Source organism: Maribacter sp. 1_2014MBL_MicDiv (assembly GCF_001865655.1).
Taxonomy (GTDB): domain Bacteria; phylum Bacteroidota; class Bacteroidia; order Flavobacteriales; family Flavobacteriaceae; genus Maribacter; species Maribacter dokdonensis.
On sequence record NZ_CP011318.1, the window covers coordinates 3,421,545 to 3,441,856 of the forward strand.

Annotated in this window: 19 protein-coding genes; 10 read left to right on the plus strand and 9 right to left on the minus strand. The window is 36.8% G+C overall.

Annotated elements, in window-relative coordinates:
• Positions 1-43: 43 nt before the first annotated feature.
• The 7 genes from YQ22_RS14435 to YQ22_RS14465 all read right to left on the minus strand — a co-directional run bounded on the left by YQ22_RS14435 (position 44) and on the right by YQ22_RS14465 (position 8,587).
• Complete coding sequence (locus tag YQ22_RS14435) at positions 44-1,480, minus strand: Gfo/Idh/MocA family protein (protein WP_071342604.1); 1,437 nt, start codon at positions 1,478-1,480, stop codon at positions 44-46.
• Positions 1,481-1,491: 11 nt separating this feature from the next.
• Positions 1,492-2,289: a 3-keto-disaccharide hydrolase gene (locus YQ22_RS14440; protein ID WP_058103357.1), complete on the minus strand. Its 798-nt coding sequence runs from the start codon at positions 2,287-2,289 to the stop codon at positions 1,492-1,494.
• 148 nt (positions 2,290-2,437) lie between these two features.
• Positions 2,438-3,709 carry an adenylosuccinate synthase gene (locus YQ22_RS14445; protein ID WP_058103356.1) on the minus strand — a complete coding sequence of 424 codons (1,272 nt, stop codon included), beginning with the start codon at positions 3,707-3,709 and terminating at the stop codon, positions 2,438-2,440.
• A 25-nt stretch (positions 3,710-3,734) separates the two neighbouring features.
• Positions 3,735-4,205: a Fur family transcriptional regulator gene (locus YQ22_RS14450; RefSeq protein WP_058103355.1), complete on the minus strand. Its 471-nt coding sequence runs from the start codon at positions 4,203-4,205 to the stop codon at positions 3,735-3,737.
• A 50-nt stretch (positions 4,206-4,255) separates the two neighbouring features.
• Entirely contained in the window at positions 4,256-6,460 is a 2,205-nt protein-coding gene (locus YQ22_RS14455) for a RelA/SpoT family protein (RefSeq protein WP_071341747.1), read from the minus strand.
• Positions 6,461-6,504: 44 nt separating this feature from the next.
• Complete coding sequence (locus tag YQ22_RS14460) at positions 6,505-7,737, minus strand: M48 family metallopeptidase (protein ID WP_071341748.1); 1,233 nt, start codon at positions 7,735-7,737, stop codon at positions 6,505-6,507.
• A gap of 46 nt (positions 7,738-7,783) precedes the next feature.
• A complete protein-coding gene (locus YQ22_RS14465; RefSeq protein WP_071341749.1) occupies positions 7,784-8,587 on the minus strand; it encodes a TrmH family RNA methyltransferase in 804 nt (267 codons plus the stop codon).
• Positions 8,588-8,668: 81 nt separating this feature from the next.
• Here YQ22_RS14465 and YQ22_RS14470 point away from each other — a divergent pair, with 81 nt between their 5' ends.
• The 10 genes from YQ22_RS14470 (at position 8,669) to YQ22_RS14515 (ending at position 15,879) form a co-directional block, all read left to right on the plus strand.
• Positions 8,669-9,466 (plus strand): DUF6503 family protein, encoded by a 798-nt coding sequence (locus YQ22_RS14470; protein WP_232231199.1) that lies wholly within the window; start codon positions 8,669-8,671, stop codon positions 9,464-9,466.
• 100 nt (positions 9,467-9,566) lie between these two features.
• Entirely contained in the window at positions 9,567-9,806 is a 240-nt protein-coding gene (locus YQ22_RS14475) for a MoaD/ThiS family protein (protein WP_071341750.1), read from the plus strand.
• On the plus strand, positions 9,806-10,222 hold the full coding sequence (locus tag YQ22_RS14480) for a molybdenum cofactor biosynthesis protein MoaE (protein WP_071341751.1): 417 nt from the start codon (positions 9,806-9,808) through the stop codon (positions 10,220-10,222). Before YQ22_RS14475 ends, YQ22_RS14480 begins: the two co-directional genes overlap by 1 nt.
• Before the next feature lie 114 nt (positions 10,223-10,336).
• On the plus strand, positions 10,337-11,320 hold the full coding sequence (gene moaA / locus YQ22_RS14485) for a GTP 3',8-cyclase MoaA (protein ID WP_083414265.1): 984 nt from the start codon (positions 10,337-10,339) through the stop codon (positions 11,318-11,320).
• Positions 11,320-11,793: a cyclic pyranopterin monophosphate synthase MoaC gene (moaC, locus tag YQ22_RS14490; RefSeq protein WP_071341753.1), complete on the plus strand. Its 474-nt coding sequence runs from the start codon at positions 11,320-11,322 to the stop codon at positions 11,791-11,793. Before moaA ends, moaC begins: the two co-directional genes overlap by 1 nt.
• A complete protein-coding gene (locus YQ22_RS14495; RefSeq protein ID WP_071341754.1) occupies positions 11,777-12,370 on the plus strand; it encodes an NTP transferase domain-containing protein in 594 nt (197 codons plus the stop codon). The genes moaC and YQ22_RS14495 overlap by 17 nt, the downstream gene beginning before the upstream one ends.
• Positions 12,367-13,440, plus strand: coding sequence for a HesA/MoeB/ThiF family protein (locus tag YQ22_RS14500; RefSeq protein WP_071341755.1), 1,074 nt, complete (start codon positions 12,367-12,369; stop codon positions 13,438-13,440). Before YQ22_RS14495 ends, YQ22_RS14500 begins: the two co-directional genes overlap by 4 nt.
• Positions 13,424-14,206: a sulfite exporter TauE/SafE family protein gene (locus tag YQ22_RS14505; protein WP_071341756.1), complete on the plus strand. Its 783-nt coding sequence runs from the start codon at positions 13,424-13,426 to the stop codon at positions 14,204-14,206. The genes YQ22_RS14500 and YQ22_RS14505 overlap by 17 nt, the downstream gene beginning before the upstream one ends.
• 53 nt (positions 14,207-14,259) lie before the next feature.
• Positions 14,260-15,450, plus strand: a complete 1,191-nt coding sequence (locus YQ22_RS14510) for a molybdopterin molybdotransferase MoeA (RefSeq protein ID WP_071341757.1) — start codon at positions 14,260-14,262, stop codon at positions 15,448-15,450.
• Between the two features lie 21 nt (positions 15,451-15,471).
• Positions 15,472-15,879: a hypothetical protein gene (locus YQ22_RS14515; protein ID WP_058103342.1), complete on the plus strand. Its 408-nt coding sequence runs from the start codon at positions 15,472-15,474 to the stop codon at positions 15,877-15,879.
• A 75-nt stretch (positions 15,880-15,954) separates the two neighbouring features.
• Here YQ22_RS14515 and YQ22_RS14520 read toward each other — a convergent pair whose 3' ends face one another.
• Both YQ22_RS14520 and YQ22_RS14525 read right to left on the minus strand, forming a co-directional pair.
• On the minus strand, positions 15,955-17,247 hold the full coding sequence (locus YQ22_RS14520) for an amidohydrolase family protein (protein ID WP_071341758.1): 1,293 nt from the start codon (positions 17,245-17,247) through the stop codon (positions 15,955-15,957).
• Positions 17,248-17,285: 38 nt separating this feature from the next.
• Entirely contained in the window at positions 17,286-20,240 is a 2,955-nt protein-coding gene (locus YQ22_RS14525; RefSeq protein WP_071341759.1) for an amidohydrolase family protein, read from the minus strand.
• Positions 20,241-20,312 lie beyond the last annotated feature (72 nt).

The following is a 20,312-nucleotide window of genomic DNA, read 5'->3' on the forward strand; positions in this document are numbered from 1 at the left end:
TAAAAAAACCACTCGAAAGTGGTTTTTTATGATATAATATTGATTAGAAATTTCTATAATCGCCTTGTAAAAATGCATTTGCTTCTTCTTCGGCAAACTTGGCATTTTCACTATCCCAGTGCAATACTTGGTTGGGGAATCTACCGGCAATGACACCTAATAATATAGTTTCCGTTAACCTTGATGCATACGAAAATGGTGCTGTAGTGGTATCTGTACCTAGACAAGCATCTACAAACTGATGATAATGTTTAGGACCTTCAGTATCATAATTACGAATTGGTTTGCCCATATTGTTCGCTTTTTCAACTGCTTCTATTTCTGCGGAAATGTCTACGTATTTACCGTCTACTATTTTTTTAGGTAGTTGCATAAAGTGAGGTAGCAATAACCTTCCTTTTTCTCCAATGAACATAGCACCTTGATCTGGTAGTGTGCCTTCATCTGCAGTTTTAGTGTCTAAGGACATTTTATCTTCCATACTATCCTTGGAACTATCATCTTTGGCGACTATATTTTCCGCACCCGGTAAAATTAAATCCTCATGATCTTTTGGTGCACCGGGACCGTCGTACCAAACCCATTTTAATGTTTCTGTAGTAAATTCAGTTTGTGGAAACTCATAGGTTACTACATTGTTTTGAGGAAAGCCAAACCCATTAGGTTCCCTGCATTCATTTTTTATGGTTTTGGGTACTTGTAAAGCCAGTGCGTTATAAGGGGTGTCAAAAATATGAACTCCCATATCGCCCAATGTTCCACAACCATAATCAACTAGTTTTCTCCAATTTCCAGGGTGGTAAAATCCTTCTTTATATGGTCTCTCTGCCGAGGTGCCCAACCATAGATTCCAGTCTAATGAATCAGGAACAGGGTCAGAACCTGTAGGTTCAGGTCCGTCATAACCCCAATCTTTTGGGGACCATGCACGAACCGTGTGTACTTTACCTATAATACCAGATTGAATCAATAAGGTGGCAAGTTTATAGTCATAAAATGAATGAACCTGAATTCCCATTTGAGTGACCAAACCTTTTTCTTGAGCTAGTTTATTCATAGCCCTGGCCTCTGATACATAATGGGTGAGGGGTTTTTGACAATATACGGGTTTGTCCATTTCCATTGCCATCATAGAAGCGGGAGCATGGGTGTGATCAGGTGTAGATACAACTACTGCATCTATTTCATCACCCATTTCTTTCAGCATTACTCTGTAATCTGTATACGTTTTTGCATTTGGGTGAAGTTCTTTTGCTGCAGCCAGATTATTGGCGTCAACATCACAAAGAGCAGTGACATCCACTTTATTGTGAGATGAAATGGCTTTTAAGTCTTCTGCCCCCATATTACCTACACCAATATGCGCCGTGCGTAATCTGGTCAGTTTTTTTACTTCTTTTTTACAAGACCAGAGTCCAGATGGTAATAATACAAATGTGGACAATGCCGCTGCGTTCTTTAAAAAGTCTCTTTTGTTCATTGGTGTGGTGGTTATAATTTTTTGATTTTTATATTTCTGAACCAAATAGGGCTAGAATGATCTTGAAAACCTATATAGCCAGTTTTAAACTTGCCGTAATCTTCGCTGTTTTTCCATTTATCTGAATTCTTTTTTTCGTACCAGGCTTCATCCCATGGAACAAAAGAAACTACTTTTTTACCATTCAACCAATGTTCTACCTGGTCTGGGGTGAAAATTATTCTTGTAGTATTCCATTCGCCAACAGGGTGCAGAATTTTCCCTTCAGGGTCTGCTGCGTGCATGGCATAATCAGATGCGGTCTGTTGTAATGGTTTTAGTTCTTCCGGGTTGTCGGTATACCCTAAACTTAAATTGTAATCTGTAAGGTCGTGAATGCTTGCGTAATTTTCGTCATCTATCAATTGGTATTCAGGAGCAACTTCCGGTGGGCTATCATACCCTTCTTTTAAATGGTAGAAAATGCCACTGTTACCTCCTTTTGGTAGTTTCCATTCTACGTAGAATTCAAAATTGTCAAATTCTTCAGCTCCATATATAATATCTGTGCCGCCGGTGTAGTCTTGTTCCTTACCTAATTCGGTGTCAAATTGTAGTTCTCCGTCTTTTGCGATCCAGCCAGGTGGTAATTCTTTTCCGTTATAAGCTCGCCACCCTTTTGTAGATGTACCATCAAAAAGGGTGATCCATTCGTTTTCGGTTTGTTGTTGGGTAACGGTTTGTTCTTCAGCTTTGTCTTTTTTTTCTGTTTTACAAGCTATTGTCAATACAAGAAAAAAAAGCAAAGTTGAGCAGGTGGTTTTTTTCATTTTTTTGAGTTGTCGTTAAGTTGTTGTTGAATTGTAAAATGTAAATTTTACATAAACTTGAAAATACAAAAAAAAAGAATGGCGATAAAGGTATTTCCCTATATCGCCATTCTCAAAAGTTGAACAACCTGTTCTAGCCGCTTAATGCTTATCTTAGAATTGTCTGCGTTCTATCTGGACCCACAGAAACAATTTTAATAGGCACTTCTAATTCTTTCTCTAGAAAATCTATATATGCATTTAATGCTTTTGGTAATTGATCGGCAGAGGTCATTTTGGTTAAATCTTCTTTCCAACCATCCATTTCAGAATAAACGGGAGTTACATTCTCTGCTTCAATGTTATATGGAAAATGCTCTATTTGTTCACCTTTGTAATTATAAGCGGTACAAACTTTTAGTTTTTCAAATCCACTAAGAACATCTCCTTTCATCATCATTAGCTCAGTTACGCCATTAACACGAACCGCATATTTTAAGGCAACCAAATCTAACCATCCACAACGTCTTGGTCTACCGGTAGTAGCTCCAAATTCATTACCTACACGGCCCATAGTTTCACCATCCTCGTCAAAAAGCTCTGTAGGGAAAGGACCGCTACCAACTCTTGTTGTATACGCTTTAAAAATACCTTTTACCTCTCCGATTTGATTAGGGGCTACACCTAAACCTGTACATGCTCCTGCTGCAGTAGTGTTTGATGAGGTTACAAATGGGTATGTACCAAAATCAATATCTAACAATGATCCTTGTGCACCTTCCGCCAATATTTTTTTACCCGCTTTTTGAGCTTGATATAGATATTCTTCGCTATCTATAAAGGTCAATTTTTTCAATTCTTCTACAGCTTTGAAGAAATCTGATTCTAGCTCAGCCAAATCGTATTGAATGTCTACGTCATAAAAGCTGATCATGGCTTCATGCTTATTGGCTAGACTACGGTATTTATCTTTCCAGTCGTTTAATTCCAGATCACCGATACGCATACCGTTTCTACCGGTCTTATCCATGTATGTAGGACCAATACCTTTTAAAGTAGAACCAATTTTTGCTTTTCCTTTAGATGCTTCTGAGGCTGCATCAAGTAAACGGTGAGTAGGTAAAATTAAATGTGCTTTTCTTGAAATGAATAATTTAGAATTTACATCTAAATTAAACTTCTTTAACGCATCTAATTCTTTTTTAAAGATAACAGGGTCTATAACCACCCCATTACCAACTACGTTTACCGCATTTTTGTGAAAAATACCTGAAGGAATAGTGTGTAAAACATGCTTAATACCATCAAATTCTAAAGTATGACCGGCATTTGGTCCGCCTTGAAAGCGAGCAATAATGTCATAATTTTCGGTTAATACATCAACTATCTTACCTTTTCCTTCGTCACCCCATTGTAGGCCTAACAATAAATCTACTGCCATCTAAATATTATATACTTGGTTAGTCTTATTTTATTTCTTTTTTACCTGCATCTTTGGCAGGAGTATTTTTAGTCCCATAAAAATATAGGGAATGTGTATTTATCTTAATATCAAAAACTTCTTCAATTGTTTTTTTGATAGATTGTATTCTAGGGTCGCAAAATTCCATTACTTCACCCGTATCCGTTAAGATTACATGATCGTGCTGACGGTCAAAGTATGATTTTTCATATTGCGCCTGGTTTTTACCAAATTGATGCTTGCGAACCAATTTACAATCTAATAGAAGTTCAATGGTGTTATAGAGAGTTGCCCTACTTACACGATAGTTTTTATTCTTCATTTTAATATAGAGTGACTCTATATCAAAATGCTCATCACTTTCGTAAATTTCTTGTAGAATAGCGTAGCGTTCGGGTGTTTTTCTATGTCCTTTGTCCTCTAAAAAGGTAGTGAAGACGTTTTTTACAATTTCTTGATTTTTATCAGAAGACATATTTACTGCATTAATGCACAAAGGTACAGTTAAATTTTAATTTCCTTTTTCTAAATACGAGTAACTTTATCAATACCGTTGATGTTCATAAGATTATCGGTCAATTTTTTCAAGACAGCTTTGTTTTTGACCACCACAGTAATCTTACCTTTAAAGGTGCCACCATCTGTACTGAAATTTAAATTTCGCATATTTACGTGCATAATATCAGAAATAACTTCTGTTATATCACTGACCAAACCTAAATTGTCAATTCCCGTCATTACAATATCTGCTTGGTATTCTTGTTGAGAAGAATCGATCCATTTTGCGCTAATAATTCTATACGCGTAATTAGATTGTAACGATATGGCATTTGGACAGTTCTTTTTATGAACTTTAATTCCTTCTGACACACTTACAAAGCCAAAAACATCATCACCAGGAATTGGGTTACAACATTGAGATAGTTTGTACTCTAGTTTTTCTTCTTCTTTTCCAAAAACCAGCATATCATACTTAGATGTAATTTCATCTTTGTTGATGTCTTCCGGTGTTGGAGATTTGCGCATTCTGTTCTTGAAGAAACTAATGAATGCATTACTGTAAGATGATGCAAAGTCTTTGATCATGGCATTGTCTATAGAGCCAATGCCTACACGATAGAATAAATCTAAACTTGTTTTTAACTTAAAGAAGGTCACCATTTTGTTTATGGAATCTTCATTAAGCGTAATTTTTTGAGATTTTAGTTTACGGCGTAAAATCTCTTTTCCATCTTCGGCTACAACTTTTTTCTCTTCTCTAAGTACAGATTTAATTTTAGCACGGGCTCTGGCAGTAGTAGCATAATCTAACCAGTTTTGATTTGGTTTCGCCTGGTCAGATGTAATGATCTCTACTTGGTCTCCGCTTGAAAGGGTGGTATTTAAAGGTACCAGTTTGCCGTTTACTTTAGCCCCACGGGTTCTCATGCCCACTTCAGTGTGAATATTGAAAGAAAAATCTAACGGTGTTGCGCCTTTAGGTAAAGACCTTAATTCTCCTTTTGGGGTAAAAACAAAAATTTCTTTTGAATATAGGTTTAGCTTGAACTCCTCTACAAAATCAACAGCGTTGGTATTTGCATTTTCCAAAGCTTCTTGAAGTTTGTTCAGCCAAACTTCTATTCCTTGTTCTTTTTGGTCGCCATGTTTGTATTTAAAATGCGCCGCATACCCTTTTTCGGCAATTTCGTGCATTCTTTCACTTCTGATCTGTACTTCTACCCATTTGCCTTTTGGTCCCATAACAGTAATGTGTAGGGCTTCATATCCGGTAGATTTAGGAGATGATATCCAATCTCGCAATCTAACGGGGTTGGGGGTAAAGTGATCCGTAACTATAGAATAGATTTTCCAAGCTAAAAACTTCTCGTTCTGTAAGTCAGATTTGTAGATGATCCTTATGGCAAACTTGTCATAAATTTCCTCAAAAGTGACATTTTGGGCAATCATCTTTTTGCGCATAGAGAAGATAGATTTCATCCTCCCTTTAATGATATAGTTAAGTCCTTCCTTTTTTAAAGAATTGTCTATAGTGCCAGAAAATGCATCAATATAGGCTTGCTGATCTTCTTTGGTGTCTTCTATTTTATCCTTGATGGAGTTGTAGACCTCCGGTTCCGTATACTTTAAACTTAAATCTTCTAGCTCGGTCTTAATGTTGTAAAGACCAATTCTATGTGCAAGAGGAGCGTATATATATAAGGTTTCAGAGGCAATTTTCACTTGTTTATGCTCTGGCATAGAATCCATAGTGAGCATATTGTGATAACGGTCGGCTATCTTTATGATGATAACCCTAACATCATCATTTAAGGTCAAGAGCATTTTTCTGAAATTCTCCGCTTGTTGGGAGATGTTCATGTCTTTTTTTAAATGAGATATTTTTGTGAGTCCATCAACAATCCGCGCCACGGTTTCACCAAACATACGATCAATGTCGTCTAAGGTATACTCTGTATCCTCAACAACATCATGTAATAGGGCAGAGGCAATGGAAACCGCATCAAGACCAATCTCCGAAGCTACAATTTTTGCCACCGCTATGGGGTGAAAAATATATGCCTCGCCAGATTTTCTTCGCTGGGTTTTGTGCGCATCAACAGCTACTTCAAAAGCGCTACGTATTAGTTTTTTATCCTCATCGGTTAAGGTTTGATAACTAATTCTAAGTAACTCTTTGTACTCTTGAGCTATGAGCTTGTTTTCCTCTTCTATTGCTGCCTGTGTCATACTAGATTAAAAATAAGATAATCTTAAATGATGGGCAACAAAAATTATGCCTTTAAATTACGAATGCGATCGATTAACGGTGGGTGGGAATAATGCATAAATACATATGCCGGATGTGGAGTTAGGTTGCTAAGACTGTTTTTTGATAACTTCTTTAGTGATGCTACCAATGGTAAAGCTGCGTAAGTTTGTTTGGCATAATCATCTGCTTGATATTCAAATTTTCTTGAAAAATGATTCATTAGCAGTCCTGTAATCTCAGAAATAGGGCTATAAAGTATGCCAAAGCCGATCAAGGCGGCATGAAAACTAGGTCTGTCAACACCAATGGCCAATGATACTTCTGAATTATTTATGAAAAGTGATAGAATTAATAGCATAACCCCCGTAAGTAAAACTGAAGTCGCCAAATTATAAATGATATGTTTTCGTTTGTAATGACCTATTTCATGTGCCAAAACGGCAACTATTTCTTCTTCCTCTAAATCATTGATCAAAGTGTCATACAGCGTTACGCGCTTTTCTTTTCCAAAACCAGAAAAATAAGCATTGGCTTTTGTTGAGCGCTTAGATCCGTTGATTACAAAAATATTCTGAAGGTCAAAACCAACTTCTGCGGCATAGTTTTCAATTTTACTTTTTAAACTACCGGCTTCCAAAGGTTCTTGTTTGTTAAATAACGGCACAATAAGCTTGCTATAAAATAAATTCATGAACAACGTGAAAATGGTAATCAAAGCCCAAGAGTAGAGCCAGAAATTTGTGCCGGTCCATTGAAAAAACAAAAGAATCAGAGAAAGTATTATACCACCTACGATTATGGTCATTAGCCACTGTTTAAGCTTGTCTATGAAAAATGTCGCTTTTGTTGTTTTATTGAATCCAAACTTTTCTTCAATTACAAAAGTTTGATAATAAGAAAAAGGTAGGTTAAGGATGTCACTACCTATCATTATAATTCCGAAGAAAATCAATGCTTGGACTATACTATTGTTACTAATGTTTTGAGCCACTTGGTCAACCCAGGCAAAACCACCAAATAGTAAGAACGCTAATATTAATACTAGGGAAAATACAGAGGTAATAATTCCGAATTTATAATTGGTAAGCTTATAGGCTTGAGACTTTTTGTATTCTTCAGCGTTGAATACATCGGCAACTTCTGTGGGAATAGGATCTTTAAAACGCTTTGCGTTTAAATAATTCATTACCGTGGCAAGTATAAATTCACCTATCAGTATAAATAGAATACAATAAAAAACAATAGTTTGGTCCATATAGCGTAATTGAAAACGAAAACATTAATAGAAAAAGTATAAAATGCTACGTGTTTAATTTACGTTGCCGTTTTGCTTCAAATATAAGTATTGCTGCAGATACCGAAACATTCATAGAATCTATTTCACCCTCCATGGGTATAATGATATTTTGGGTGGAATTTTGCAACCATTCATTGCTGAGTCCAGAGTGTTCTGTGCCAACAACTATGGCAGAGGGTTCTGTAAAATTAACGGTAGTGTAATCTTTGGAGGCTGTTAGCGCTGCACAAAAAACCTGAAAGCCCTCTTTTTTTAAGTAGGAAAGAATTTCGCTAGTACTGCCCGTTTTTACGTTTCTAGAAAAAACACATCCTACACTTGACCGTATAATATTTGGATTATAAAGATCGGTCTTTGGGTTGGCAATTAAAACCGCATCAAGATTAGCAGCATCTGCAGTTCTGAGTAAAGCGCCTATGTTGCCCGGTTTTTCGGGTGCTTCTGCAATTAGGATCAGTGGGTTCCTTGTGTTGAACTCTAAAGATGAAAGTTGGTGGTCTTTACTTTTTGCAATAGCTATTACACCTTCGGTAGTATCTCTGTATGCTAATTTTTTATATACATCTGCACTAACGGATATTAATTGATCTGCATTAAAAGTATGTAAGAGGTTACTATTCTCTATAATGTCTTCACAAAATAATACTGACTCTATAAAGTAACCAGCGCCAATAGCAATCTGCAGTTCTCGCAAACCTTCTAGGACAAAGAGTCCGGTTTTTTTTCTTTCCCTTGATTTTTCTTTTAGTACCAAAACCTTTTTTATCAAAGGGTTTTGTGCGCTGCTTATATGTTTTGTTACCTGCATGTAGTACAAAAATAGTTCAATTTGGTAAGTACTTCATATTTTCTCGACTAACGATTTTAAAACAATAAAAACAGAATTAAAATGATGAACAAACTTTACCTTTTGGTCTTGGCCTTAGCAGTATTTTCATGTAAGCAAGCTCCTAATAAAGAAAAGGCTGCAGCCCCTGTAGATGAGGTTGGGAAAATGGTAGATTCGGATAAATATCCAACTGAGTTGAATAAAGTTTTTGAAGCTCATGGAGGTTTAAAAGCATGGAAAAGTTATAAAACTTTAATTTTTGAAATGCCGAAAGAAGGTTTCAATGAAGTTCAAACTATTGATCTTCACAAGAGATTCGATAAGATATCTACACCTGCTAATACTATAGGGTATAATGGAAAAGAAGTTTGGCTTTTGGACAAAACTGGTGATTATGAGGGTAAACCAAAGTTCTATCATAATTTAATGTTCTATTTCTATGCTATGCCATTCGTATTGTCCGATGATGGTATAAAATATGAAGAAGTAGATGCTATGGTTTATGACGGTGTGTCTTACCCAGGTTATAAAATTTCTTATAATGCAGGGGTTGGGTCATCTTCTACGGATGAATATTATATTCATTTTGATGCAGATACGTACCAAATGAAATGGTTGGGCTACACCATGACTTATTTTAGTGGTGAACCATCGGACAAAATTAGTTGGATCAACTATGCTGAATGGAACAAAGTTGATGAGGTGTTATTGCCTAAGGCTATTACTTGGCATAAAGTTGAAGAGGGAGAGGTTAAAGAACCTGCAAAAACCGTTAATTTTGAAAACGCCAGTATATCTACTCAAGCGCAGCCAAAAGGGTTTTATTCCAAACCTGAGAATGCTGTAACGGTCCAGTAGTTCTTTTCTCAAAATCATATAATTTTTTTAAAATAGGTGCCATTTTTATGGCACCTTATTTTTTATGCCTAACTTGGAATTTATCTAATTTTAGACGGATATGAATGTACTTTTTTTCGGTATTACCAAAGACATCGTGGGTAGTTCTGAGATTAACTTTAATAACGAATTAAAGCCGGCTAACGTTGGCTCGTTAAAGAAGAAATTAATAGACGCTTACCCTGAGTTTTCAAAGCTGAATTCGTTAGCGGTTGCCGTTAATAGCGAGTATGCAGATGATACTTTGGTTTTGACCGGTAATGAGGAAATTGCAATTATACCACCTGTAAGCGGAGGCTAATGAAGAAAGTAATAGAAATTGTTAATGATATAGATACGGCAAAGGTATATGCAGAGTTGAGCGATACCAAAAGTGGCGGAATTTGTGTTTTTGTAGGTGCTGTTCGTGAGTTTACCAATAATGAAGAAGTGGTTGCCCTGGAGTTTGAAACGTACCAGGCAATGGCATTGAAAGAGATGAATAAAATTGCGGATAGAGCTTTTGAAAAATGGACTTTGAACAAGGTAGTCATGCGACATGCCGTAGGCGAAAAAGGGGTTGAAGAGCCCGTTGTTGTTGTAGGAGCATCTTCTGCGCATAGAGATGCTTGTTTTGAGGCATGCAGGTTTTTAATAGATACACTAAAAGAAACAGTTCCTATTTGGAAAAAAGAGAAATTCAAAAATAAATCTGTCTGGGTTTCGGCACATCCGTGATTTTTGGAAAAGAGAAGTTAGAAAATAGAGAATAGAAATTAGATAAAAGAGTAAAGAGATTGGAGTATAGATGTTGAACTCGAATTTGATTCTTGAACTTGTATTTTTAAAAGTATGTTAGTAGATAACCATAATAGAGCAATTAATTACCTGAGATTGGCAGTGACAGATCGTTGCAACCTGCGTTGCAATTATTGTATGCCAGAAGAGGGGATAAACTTTGCTAAAAATGATAAGTTGTTTACTATAGATGAGCTTGTGAGGTTAAGTGAAATTGTGGTTTCTCAAGGAATAGATAAGATTAGAATAACTGGTGGTGAACCTTTTGTACGAAAGGATCTTATGGTTTTGCTGAGAAGCTTATCTAAATTAAACGGTCTAAAAGATATCTCTGTTACAACCAACGCTACTTTAATAGGTCCATATATAGATGAATTAAAGCAATTGGGCATTAAGAACATTAACGTAAGCATGGATGCCATTAATCGTGAGACTTTTGAACGAATTACACGTCGCAATCAGTATGATGTTGTATATAATAACATGATTCGTTTAATTACCGAAGGGTTTAATGTTCGTATCAATTTTATTGCGTTAGATGGTCAGAATACAGACGATATCTTACCCATGCTTGAACTAACTAAACATTACAATGTTTCGGTTCGCTTTTTGGAAGAAATGCCTTTTAACGGTGGGTCTAAAGAATTTCAGACTATAAAGTGGGATTTTAAAACTATTCTAGGGCATATTAAAAGCGCACACCCAGATTATTATAAATTGGAATCTCCAAAGACATCAACGTCTATAAATTATAAAATTCCGGGTTTTAAAGGAACTTTTGGAGTAATTCCATCTTTTAGTAGAACATTTTGCGGTAGTTGTAATCGTTTAAGAATTTCGGCAACAGGTGATGTGATTACTTGTTTGTATGCTAAAGCAAGCGCAAATCTTAGAGATATAATGAGAGCGGATGATATGGAGGAAAATATCAAAAAAGAAATTTTAAAGGCTGTAGGCAGTCGTGCTAAAACTGGTTTTGAGGCGCAAGAAAAATATAAGGACGTATTCAGTAATTCAATGACTTCAATAGGAGGCTAATGCAGAAGAAGTTATCACATATAGATGAATCTGGGAATGCTACCATGGTAGATGTTTCTCAAAAAATAGCATCGGTACGTACTGCCGTTGCTAGTGGTACTATACAATTTCCTTCAGAGGTTTTTAAATCTTTGTCTGATCAAGATTTTGTTGGTAAAAAGGGAAGTATTGTGCAAACTGCTGTTATTGCAGGTATACAAGGTGTAAAGAAAACGTCTGAGCTTATACCTCTTTGTCATCAGATAAATTTGTCTAAAATAAATATCGATATCACTCCTTCTGTAAACGCTTTTCAAATAACATGTACTGTAAAATGTAATGAGAAAACGGGAGTGGAAATGGAGGCATTAACTGGTGTATCAGTTGCTGCTTTGACCATTTATGATATGTGTAAGGCACTTTCTCAAGATATTGTAATCGGTACAATTCAACTAGAACAAAAAACAGGAGGAAAAAATGATTTCCAAAGATAAGTTATATGGGCTAGTGCTATCCGGAGGGAAAAGTACTAGGATGGGAGAAGATAAGGGTTTGATCAAATATCATGAACTTCCACAACGTGAGCATTTATATTCATTGTTGAATGAGGTTTGTGACCAAACATTTTTAAGTATCCGCAAAGATCAAAAAGATGAAATTTCAAATGCTTTTGATACTATAGTTGATAAAGATGAGTTTCGCGGACCCTATAATGGTTTGCTTTCTGCACATAAAGCCCACCCAGATGCAGCTTGGTTGGTTTTGGCCTGCGATTTGCCTTTAATGGATAAAAAAGCTTTGGAAGAATTAATCGCATCAAGAAATACAGGCAAAATAGCCAGTGCTTTTGCCGACAAGCAAAACCCGTTGCCAGAACCACTTTGTGCTATTTGGGAGCCAGAGGCTCTAAAACAATCGGTCGCCTACTTAGAGGCGGGCAATGGTTCATGTCCTAGAAAATTTTTGATCAATGCAGATGTTCATTTGGTATTCCCAGAACATAAAGAGGTATTGTTAAATGCGAATTCCAAGGCAGAATATGAAGATGCATTGCTAAAAATTTCATTATGAACCAAGATCGTTACCAGAGGCAAATCACTTTAGCGGGTTTTGGAATTGAAGGGCAACAGAAATTACAGAAGGCAAAAGTACTGGTGGTAGGTGCTGGCGGTCTAGGTATTCCTGTATTAACTTATTTAAATGCCATGGGGGTAGGTACCCTTGGTGTTGTAGATGCAGATGTAGTTTCACTATCCAACCTTCACCGTCAAGTGCTGTATACAGAAGCTATGGTGGGTATTTCTAAAGTTGAAGCGGTTAAAAGTCAATTATCTGCCCAAAATTCATCTACCGAAATACGAACATATCATACTTTTTTGACTGTTGATAATGCTCTTAAAATTATTGAAGGGTATGATCTTGTTGTTGATGCTACAGATAATTTTCCGACAAGATATCTTATAAACGATGCTTGTGTTATATTGAATAAGCCATTTGTTTACGGGGCCTTGCATGCTTTTGAAGGTCAGGTAAGTGTTTTTAATTATAAGGGCGGACCAACATATCGCTGTTTGTACCCTACCATGCCGGCTGCCGATGCTGTACCCAATTGTAATGAAAACGGAGTCTTGGGAATTTTACCGGGAATTATTGGAAACTTACAGGCATTGGAAGCAATAAAAATAATAACGGATCTAGGGGAAGTTTTAACTGGTATTTTACTTTTGTGTGATACACTTACCCAACGTACCCAACGTATTAGATTTAAGTTACAGACTGGTCATAATGAGATTAAGATTCTGGAGAAAAGTTATGAATTTAACTGTGATTTACCATTAAAATCTATTGAAGCCAATGCCCTTCAACAGCTGCTTTCAGAAGGGGCTATTGAATTGTTAGATGTTCGTACACCAAAAGAGTATCAAAAGCAGCATATTGACCAAGTTAAGCACATACCTCTAAGCGAGTTGGCAGATAGAAGTAGCGAGTTGAATTTAGAAGAAACTGTTTACGTTATTTGTCAGTCTGGCGTGCGCAGTAAAAAGGCAATAGCCAAGCTGCAAGAACTATATCCTGGTAAAGATTTTGTAAATGTGGTCGGAGGCATGAACCAGATGAAAAATTATGTTGATACCTATTGAGCAATTACTGCTTTTATGTGTTGGTTTTTTTATCATAGCTACCTTATATTCTTCGGTCGGTTTTGGTGGTGGATCTAGTTATTTAGCGCTATTGACTCTTTTTTTGACCAGCTTTTTTGCCATTAGGTCCATAGCATTGGTTTGCAATTTGGTGGTGGTTTCCGGTAGTACCTATCTTTATTTTAAAAATGGACATGCAAAATTCAAGGATTTTCTGCCGTTTGTGTTAACTAGTATTCCTTTGGCATATATTGGAGCTACCTTTCGTCTTAAGGAAAGTGTGTTTTTTATTATTCTTGGGTGCTCCCTTATCCTTTCAGCTTTATTCTTGGCTATTCAGACATTTGAACTGAACAACACAAAGAACGAAGTACATGACTATCCAAATTATATGAGTTACTTATTAGGTGCTGGAATAGGTTTTTTATCTGGATTGGTAGGAATTGGAGGCGGTATTTTTTTGGCTCCGATCTTAAATCATTTACGATGGAAAAAGGCTATTAAAATTGCTGCCCTTGCTAGCTTCTTTATATTGGTCAACTCTATCTCGGGTTTACTTGGTTTAATTACCAGCAATGCACTTTCATTGCCTTTAAAAGAAACCATATGTTTGGTTGTAGCTGTTCTTCTTGGGGGGCAATTGGGTATTCGCATTAGTTTAAAGAAGTTTTCTGCCAATGGAATTAAAAGAGTAACCGCACTTCTTGTTTTTGTGGTGGGTGTAAGGGTATTGTTGGTCAACGGTTTAAGTTTGTTTTTATCTTGATTTGATGATGTCCATTTAATAGAAGTTTACATTATAATTTTACCTTTAATTCTATGATTACATTTAAAGAAGCATTTGAAAAAGTAATTGATCATCGCTTAGACTTGGGAGCAGAAAAGGTGAAACTGATAGACAGCTTAAATAGAGTTTTAGCTGAAGATGTTCTTGCAGATCGTGATTTTCCACCTTTTGATCGGGCAACCAAAGATGGCATTGCTGTTCAGTTTTCAAGTTTGTTGGAAAACGGGCATGCTTATACTATAGAAGGGGTAGCTGCGGCAGGTGTTGCCCAACAAACCTTAAATGATACAAATCATTGTTTAGAGGTCATGACGGGTGCGGTAGTTCCTAAACATTGCGATACCGTGATTATGTATGAACATATCACTATTAAAGATAACAAGGTTACCATTAACGAAATAGTTACCAAAGGCCAAAATATTCACTACAAAGGCAGTGACGAAAAGGCGGGTGCCGTAGTTCTTTCTAAAGGAATTAAGATTACACCTGCTGAAATAGGTGTTCTGGCTTCTGTGGGTAAATCTGTGGTAAAGGTAAAAGTGAACCCGAACATTTGTACCATAGCAACCGGTAATGAATTGGTTGAGGTTGACCAGTTGCCAGAACCGCATCAAATTAGAAAATCAAATATGCTGACCATTGAGGCGGCATTATTGAACGGTACAATACTTTCAAATTCGTTACACCTTTTAGATGATAAAGAAAGTATTAAAACTGCATTGGAGAAGGCGCTGATTAAAAATGACGTTCTGTTATTAAGTGGAGGCGTATCTAAGGGTAAGTTTGATTTTATTCCGGATGTTATGGAATCCCTTGGTGTAGAAAAGGTGTTTCATAGGGTAGCACAAAGACCCGGGAAACCTTTTTGGTTTGGTGTACATGCTAAATTAAAGACTGTGGTTTTTTCATTCCCCGGTAATCCTGTCTCTACTTTTGCTAATTATCATCTTTATTTTTTACCGTGGTTGTATGCTTCTTGGGGTATTCAGATAGAAAATTTGTATATTAAGCTAGGTGTTCCTTTAAAAATAGTACCGCCATTAACTAGATTTATACATGTGAAAACGGAGTTGAAAGAAGGAGTTGTTTGGGGGGCACCGGTCATAGAAAATGGCTCAGGTGATTTAACCAGTTTGACCAAGGCCGATGGTTTTGTTTGTTTAGAGCCAAAGGAAAATACTTATGAAGTAGGAGAGGTGGTACGCTTTGTTAAGACCAGATAGTAACCAATTAAATCTTTTGATATGAATCCAATATTAAAAAACGTTTTGGCTGTCGTTGCCGGAGTTATTATAGGCAGTATGGTGAATATGGGAATAATTATGATAAGTGGTTCTATTATTCCACCACCTGAAGGAGGAGACATTACTACTATGGAAGGATTAAAGTCAACAATGCATTTGTTTGAACCCAAACATTTTATCTTTCCTTTTTTGGCACATGCGTTAGGTACATTAGTAGGAGCTTTCGTAGCCGCTAAAATCGCTGCTGGTAAAAAAATGCTTATGGCACTTTTGGTAGGGTTGTTTTTTTTGATAGGAGGTACGGTCAATATAGCTATGCTTGGCGGACCAATGTGGTTTACGGCTTTAGATATTATTGTAGCCTATATGCCAATGGGATATTTAGGATATGTGCTGGCTAAGAGATAATTGTATAGAATATACTAAATAAAAGAGGCTGCCCTGAATAAGGCAGTCTCTTTTGTTCAATGTTGTAATTGGGAATTATTTGCCTTCGTATTTACCCATGTAGCGTTTCCAAAGTTCAGTTTGGTGTGTCTCTAAAGAAACTGTTCTACCGTCTATGAAAGCGTGGGTTAAAATGTTTCCGGCCATATCAAGAGCATCACCTTCAGAAATAAATAGAGTAGCGCTCTTACCGTTTTCTAAAGTGCCATATTGGTCATCAATACCTAAAATTTTGGCTGTATTTCCGGTCAGTAGTTGAACGGCTTTTTCCTTGTCCAACCCCTGTTGCGCGGCTTGACCCGCATAGAAAGGTAAATTCCTAGTTTGAAAGTTTACCGCTTCTGAATTTTGAATTCCCACTAACAAACCAGCATCTACTAACAATTTGGGAAGTTTGTAGGGAAGGTCATAATCATCATCATCAAACACTGGAAGATTATGCGTATACTGAACCAAAACAGGAATATCATTACTCTTTAAAAATTCGGGAATTTTATAGGCATGGTATCCACCGATCAATACAACTTCTTTTACACCATTTGTTTTTAAAGTGTTTACAGCGTCTATAATTTGTTTTTCGTCATCTGCATGAACATATAGTTTTTGGGTACCGTCGAAAATACCTTTCATGGCAGCATAAGCCGGGTTTACCTCTTTAGGAGTTGATTTACCATATGCTATTGAATTTTTTAGAAAGGTAGCAATGGTCTCTATTTGTTCCGGATAGTCTTTGTTTGGTTTGTAGCCTGGGTCTTCACCTGCCCACCAACGACCTTGCTTAAAGGTACTTGGCCAGTTTAAATGAATACCGTCATCAACCTTTATAGCGGCATCTTCCCAATTCCATGCATCAAACTGTACAATACTTGAAGTGCCTGAAATTAAACCACCAGAAGGTGCTATTTGCCCAATTAAAACTCCATTGGGTCTCATGCTTTCTACTACTTTAGATTCTGCATTGTAAGCTATTAAGCTTCTAACATGTGGAATAAAATCGCCAATTTCATCTTCATCTTTTGAAGCTCTCACGGCATCGATCTCAACCAGTCCCAATGTTTTCGCTGGTGCTATAAAGCCAGGATAAACATGTTTGCCTGTTGCATCTATTACTTTGCCTTTTCTTGCAATTCTCATTTTAGAATCACCCACAAAGGTAATCTTGCCATCTTCGAACATTATAAGTGAACTTTCAATGACTTCTCCATTACCCAAATGAGCCGTTGCTCCTTCAATGGTAATAGCTTCGGTTTGTTTGTTGCCCGGTGTCTGCTGCGCAAGGGTCGGTAATACCAAGCCAAGGGCAATGATCAAGGTTATTAATTTTTTCATTTTTAAAGTTTTATATATTTTGAATACTTCTTATACTATTAAAGGCTTTCGCAAGTGAAATCTCTTTTTACACTTTGTTTAGGACCTTGGGTTTTTTTACCGCTGCTTTTTTCTTTAAGCATCATAGTGACCAATTCATTTCTTTCTTTTTTGATGGCCTCACGATTTTTTTTGTCGGTCTCTAAATCAAAATAGGTAATACCCTCGATCATTGTTTTTTCCGCTTTTGAATAAACCGATAACGGACTGCCGGACCACAATACCAAATCAGCATCCTTACCTTCTTTGATACTACCAACACGGTCATCTAGGTGTAATAGTTTAGCAGGGTTTATGGTAACCATTTTCCAAGCTTCCAATTCCGTCATGCCACCATACTTTATAGTCTTGGCAGCTTCTTGGTTCAGCCTTCTTATCATTTCTCTGTCATCACTGTTTATGGCAGTTACAACCCCTTGTTTTTGCATAATTGCCGCGTTGTAAGGTATAGCATCATTTACTTCGAATTTATACGCCCACCAGTCACTGAACGTTCCTGCGCCAACACCATGTTCCGCCATTTTATCGGCTACTTTATAGCCTTCTAGAATGTGGGTGAAAGTATTGATTCTGAATCCAAAGTGCTCTGCAACTTTCATCATCATATTGATTTCACTTTGTACATAGGAGTGGCAGCTTATAAAGCGTTCACCGTTTAATATTTCGGCTAGAACCTCCATTTCCTCATCATAACGATATGGCTCACCATTTTTCTTTTTGGTGTCATATTCCTTGGCTCTTTGGAAATAGTTCATGTACAGCTGTTCTACACCCATACGTGTTTGAGGAAAACGCGAAAAACTACCCCAGTTACTTTGTTTTACATTTTCACCAAGAGCAAACTTTATAAATTTAGGTGAATTGTCATAGATCAATCCATCAGCTTCTTCTCCCCATTTTAATTTTAATAAAGCCGATCTACCACCAATAGGGTTAGCGGAACCGTGCAGTAACTGTAATGAGGTAACTCCGCCAGCAAGTGATCTATAAATACCCATATGCTCTGGGTCTACCACATCTTCCATTTTAACTTCTGCTGAACTGTTCTGACCGGATTCGTTTACCGATAACGCCGCAATATGGCTATGCTCATCTATAATACCAGCGGTTAAATGTTTGCCTGTAGCATCTAATACCGTAGCGCCACCTGCACCTAAGTCTTTACCTATTTTTACTATTTTACCGTTTTTGACCAGCACATCAGTGTTTTTTAAAATACCTGCTTCTTCACTAGTCCATACCGTAGCATTTTTGAACAAGGTATTTTGTGCCTTTGGTTTAGCGGCAAAGCCATACCCAACATTAGGGAAGGTTACTGGTACCACCTGTATAGATTTGTCAGCTTTCTCTTTATCAGTTTCTTTTTCGGTAAAAGATTTTGATTTGGTTGCCGTAAATTTAGATTCGGTTCCGTCTGGTAAAACCAATCGCCCAGATAGGTTATCTGATGTATTGGTAACGGCACTAATCATTCTATAGGTTTTTTCACCCTTATCTGTAGCGAATGAAAGGGTTACCCAATTGTTGTCATATGCAATTTTAGAACTTAGTTTGGTCGTGTCTTGCTTAACTTCAATTTTAGGTTTTGAAATATCTCCTGAAATAACTACGTCATAAGATTTTCCTTGAACCATTAATTGGTAATCCCCACGAATGTCTTTAACGTCCATAGCGTTGATAACGCTTTTTGTTCCCTGTACCCAGTTTTCGTACAAGGTGGTAGTTTTGTCAAAAATGTCGCCAGATGTAATTAAAAAGTTGGCAAGGTAGCCTGTCTTTAATGCCCCTATTTCATTTGATTTTCCTAGAATTTCTGCAGGAACGGTTGTTAGCGCTTCTAATGCCTTGGTCGATGAAAGACCGTAATCTATAGCTTTTATCAATTTCTCCTTAAAATTAGCCGGAGATTTCAAATCATATGTAGTAAGCGAAAATTTTATTCCGTTATCCGCTAACACTTTTGGGTTAGATGGGGCTTGGTTCCAATAACGCATATCCTGTAAAGAAACATAGTCAACCGCATATGGGTTAGATACATCATACGCATCTGGAAAATTTATAGGTATAATGAATTTTGCATTGGTGGCCTTAATTTCCTCAATACGTTCAAACTCGTTTCCACCGCCTAAAATAGTGTACTGTACACCATAACTATCGCCAATTTTATCGGCACGTAAGTCGTGCGATTTGTCCTTGGCTTCAATAATCTGAACCAAACTTTTATTGCTGTTCAATGCTTCTAAAGAAAGATCTGTTGTGGTGGCGTTCCCTTTAGCATACCAATCTGCATCACTATACATTTGTCTTAATAATGCTAATGTTCCCATTAGTGAACTTGGGTAAGATTGTGCTTTAGTGATACTTCTGCTTAGTGAAAAATACTGCGCAGAACGATGATCTAAAATTCTATTGGCATTGGTGCCCTTTCCATTTAAAGCTATAAGCACACCTGTACCTCTGGCAATACCATCATGAATGTGAGAGTTAACTACACCAAAACCAGCTGCTCTAAGTGTTTTGGCTTCCTTATCATCATAAGTGAATTTTTCTATTGCCTTATTTTCCGGCATAATATGATCATTCCAATAATATCCTTCTCTAGAAGGTTCATATTGGGTGGATCTTCCACGACCTGGTTGTCTTTTGGCTTGTTCTACCCCAAATTTTGAGTATACATCTATAAATGATGGATATATTGATTTGCCTTGCAAGTCAATTACCACGGCATTTTTAGGAATATTGACATTGCTTGATGCATTGACCACTTTTCCATGTTGGATCAATAAAGTTCCTTTTTCGATTACTTGTGTTGGAGTTACATAGATTTTAGCGTTGGTAAAGGCGGTATAATTGTTATTGTTGACCTTTACTCCGGCATTTTCCGGAAAATAATCTTGGGCAGTTAAAAATGAACCATACCCGAGTAGGCATAGTGCAAAGAATAGTTTTTTCATTACGTTTGGTTTGAATTAGTATTCTAAAAATACACGGATTATACACTAAATACGGTGTATTTCACTTTTGTT

Bases quoted from the DNA above. Each gene is read 5' to 3' on its own strand.
- YQ22_RS14435 (WP_071342604.1), bottom strand. From the start codon at position 1,480: ATGAACAAAAGAGACTTTTTAAAGAACGCAGCGGCATTGTCCACATTT.
- YQ22_RS14440 (WP_058103357.1), bottom strand. From the start codon at position 2,289: ATGAAAAAAACCACCTGCTCAACTTTGCTTTTTTTTCTTGTATTGACA.
- YQ22_RS14445 (WP_058103356.1), bottom strand. From the start codon at position 3,709: ATGGCAGTAGATTTATTGTTAGGCCTACAATGGGGTGACGAAGGAAAA.
- YQ22_RS14450 (WP_058103355.1), bottom strand. From the start codon at position 4,205: ATGTCTTCTGATAAAAATCAAGAAATTGTAAAAAACGTCTTCACTACC.
- YQ22_RS14455 (WP_071341747.1), bottom strand. From the start codon at position 6,460: ATGACACAGGCAGCAATAGAAGAGGAAAACAAGCTCATAGCTCAAGAG.
- YQ22_RS14460 (WP_071341748.1), bottom strand. From the start codon at position 7,737: ATGGACCAAACTATTGTTTTTTATTGTATTCTATTTATACTGATAGGT.
- YQ22_RS14465 (WP_071341749.1), bottom strand. From the start codon at position 8,587: ATGCAGGTAACAAAACATATAAGCAGCGCACAAAACCCTTTGATAAAA.
- YQ22_RS14470 (WP_232231199.1), top strand. From the start codon at position 8,669: ATGATGAACAAACTTTACCTTTTGGTCTTGGCCTTAGCAGTATTTTCA.
- YQ22_RS14475 (WP_071341750.1), top strand. From the start codon at position 9,567: ATGAATGTACTTTTTTTCGGTATTACCAAAGACATCGTGGGTAGTTCT.
- YQ22_RS14480 (WP_071341751.1), top strand. From the start codon at position 9,806: ATGAAGAAAGTAATAGAAATTGTTAATGATATAGATACGGCAAAGGTA.
- moaA (WP_083414265.1), top strand. From the start codon at position 10,337: ATGTTAGTAGATAACCATAATAGAGCAATTAATTACCTGAGATTGGCA.
- moaC (WP_071341753.1), top strand. From the start codon at position 11,320: ATGCAGAAGAAGTTATCACATATAGATGAATCTGGGAATGCTACCATG.
- YQ22_RS14495 (WP_071341754.1), top strand. From the start codon at position 11,777: ATGATTTCCAAAGATAAGTTATATGGGCTAGTGCTATCCGGAGGGAAA.
- YQ22_RS14500 (WP_071341755.1), top strand. From the start codon at position 12,367: ATGAACCAAGATCGTTACCAGAGGCAAATCACTTTAGCGGGTTTTGGA.
- YQ22_RS14505 (WP_071341756.1), top strand. From the start codon at position 13,424: ATGTTGATACCTATTGAGCAATTACTGCTTTTATGTGTTGGTTTTTTT.
- YQ22_RS14510 (WP_071341757.1), top strand. From the start codon at position 14,260: ATGATTACATTTAAAGAAGCATTTGAAAAAGTAATTGATCATCGCTTA.
- YQ22_RS14515 (WP_058103342.1), top strand. From the start codon at position 15,472: ATGAATCCAATATTAAAAAACGTTTTGGCTGTCGTTGCCGGAGTTATT.
- YQ22_RS14520 (WP_071341758.1), bottom strand. From the start codon at position 17,247: ATGAAAAAATTAATAACCTTGATCATTGCCCTTGGCTTGGTATTACCG.
- YQ22_RS14525 (WP_071341759.1), bottom strand. From the start codon at position 20,240: ATGAAAAAACTATTCTTTGCACTATGCCTACTCGGGTATGGTTCATTT.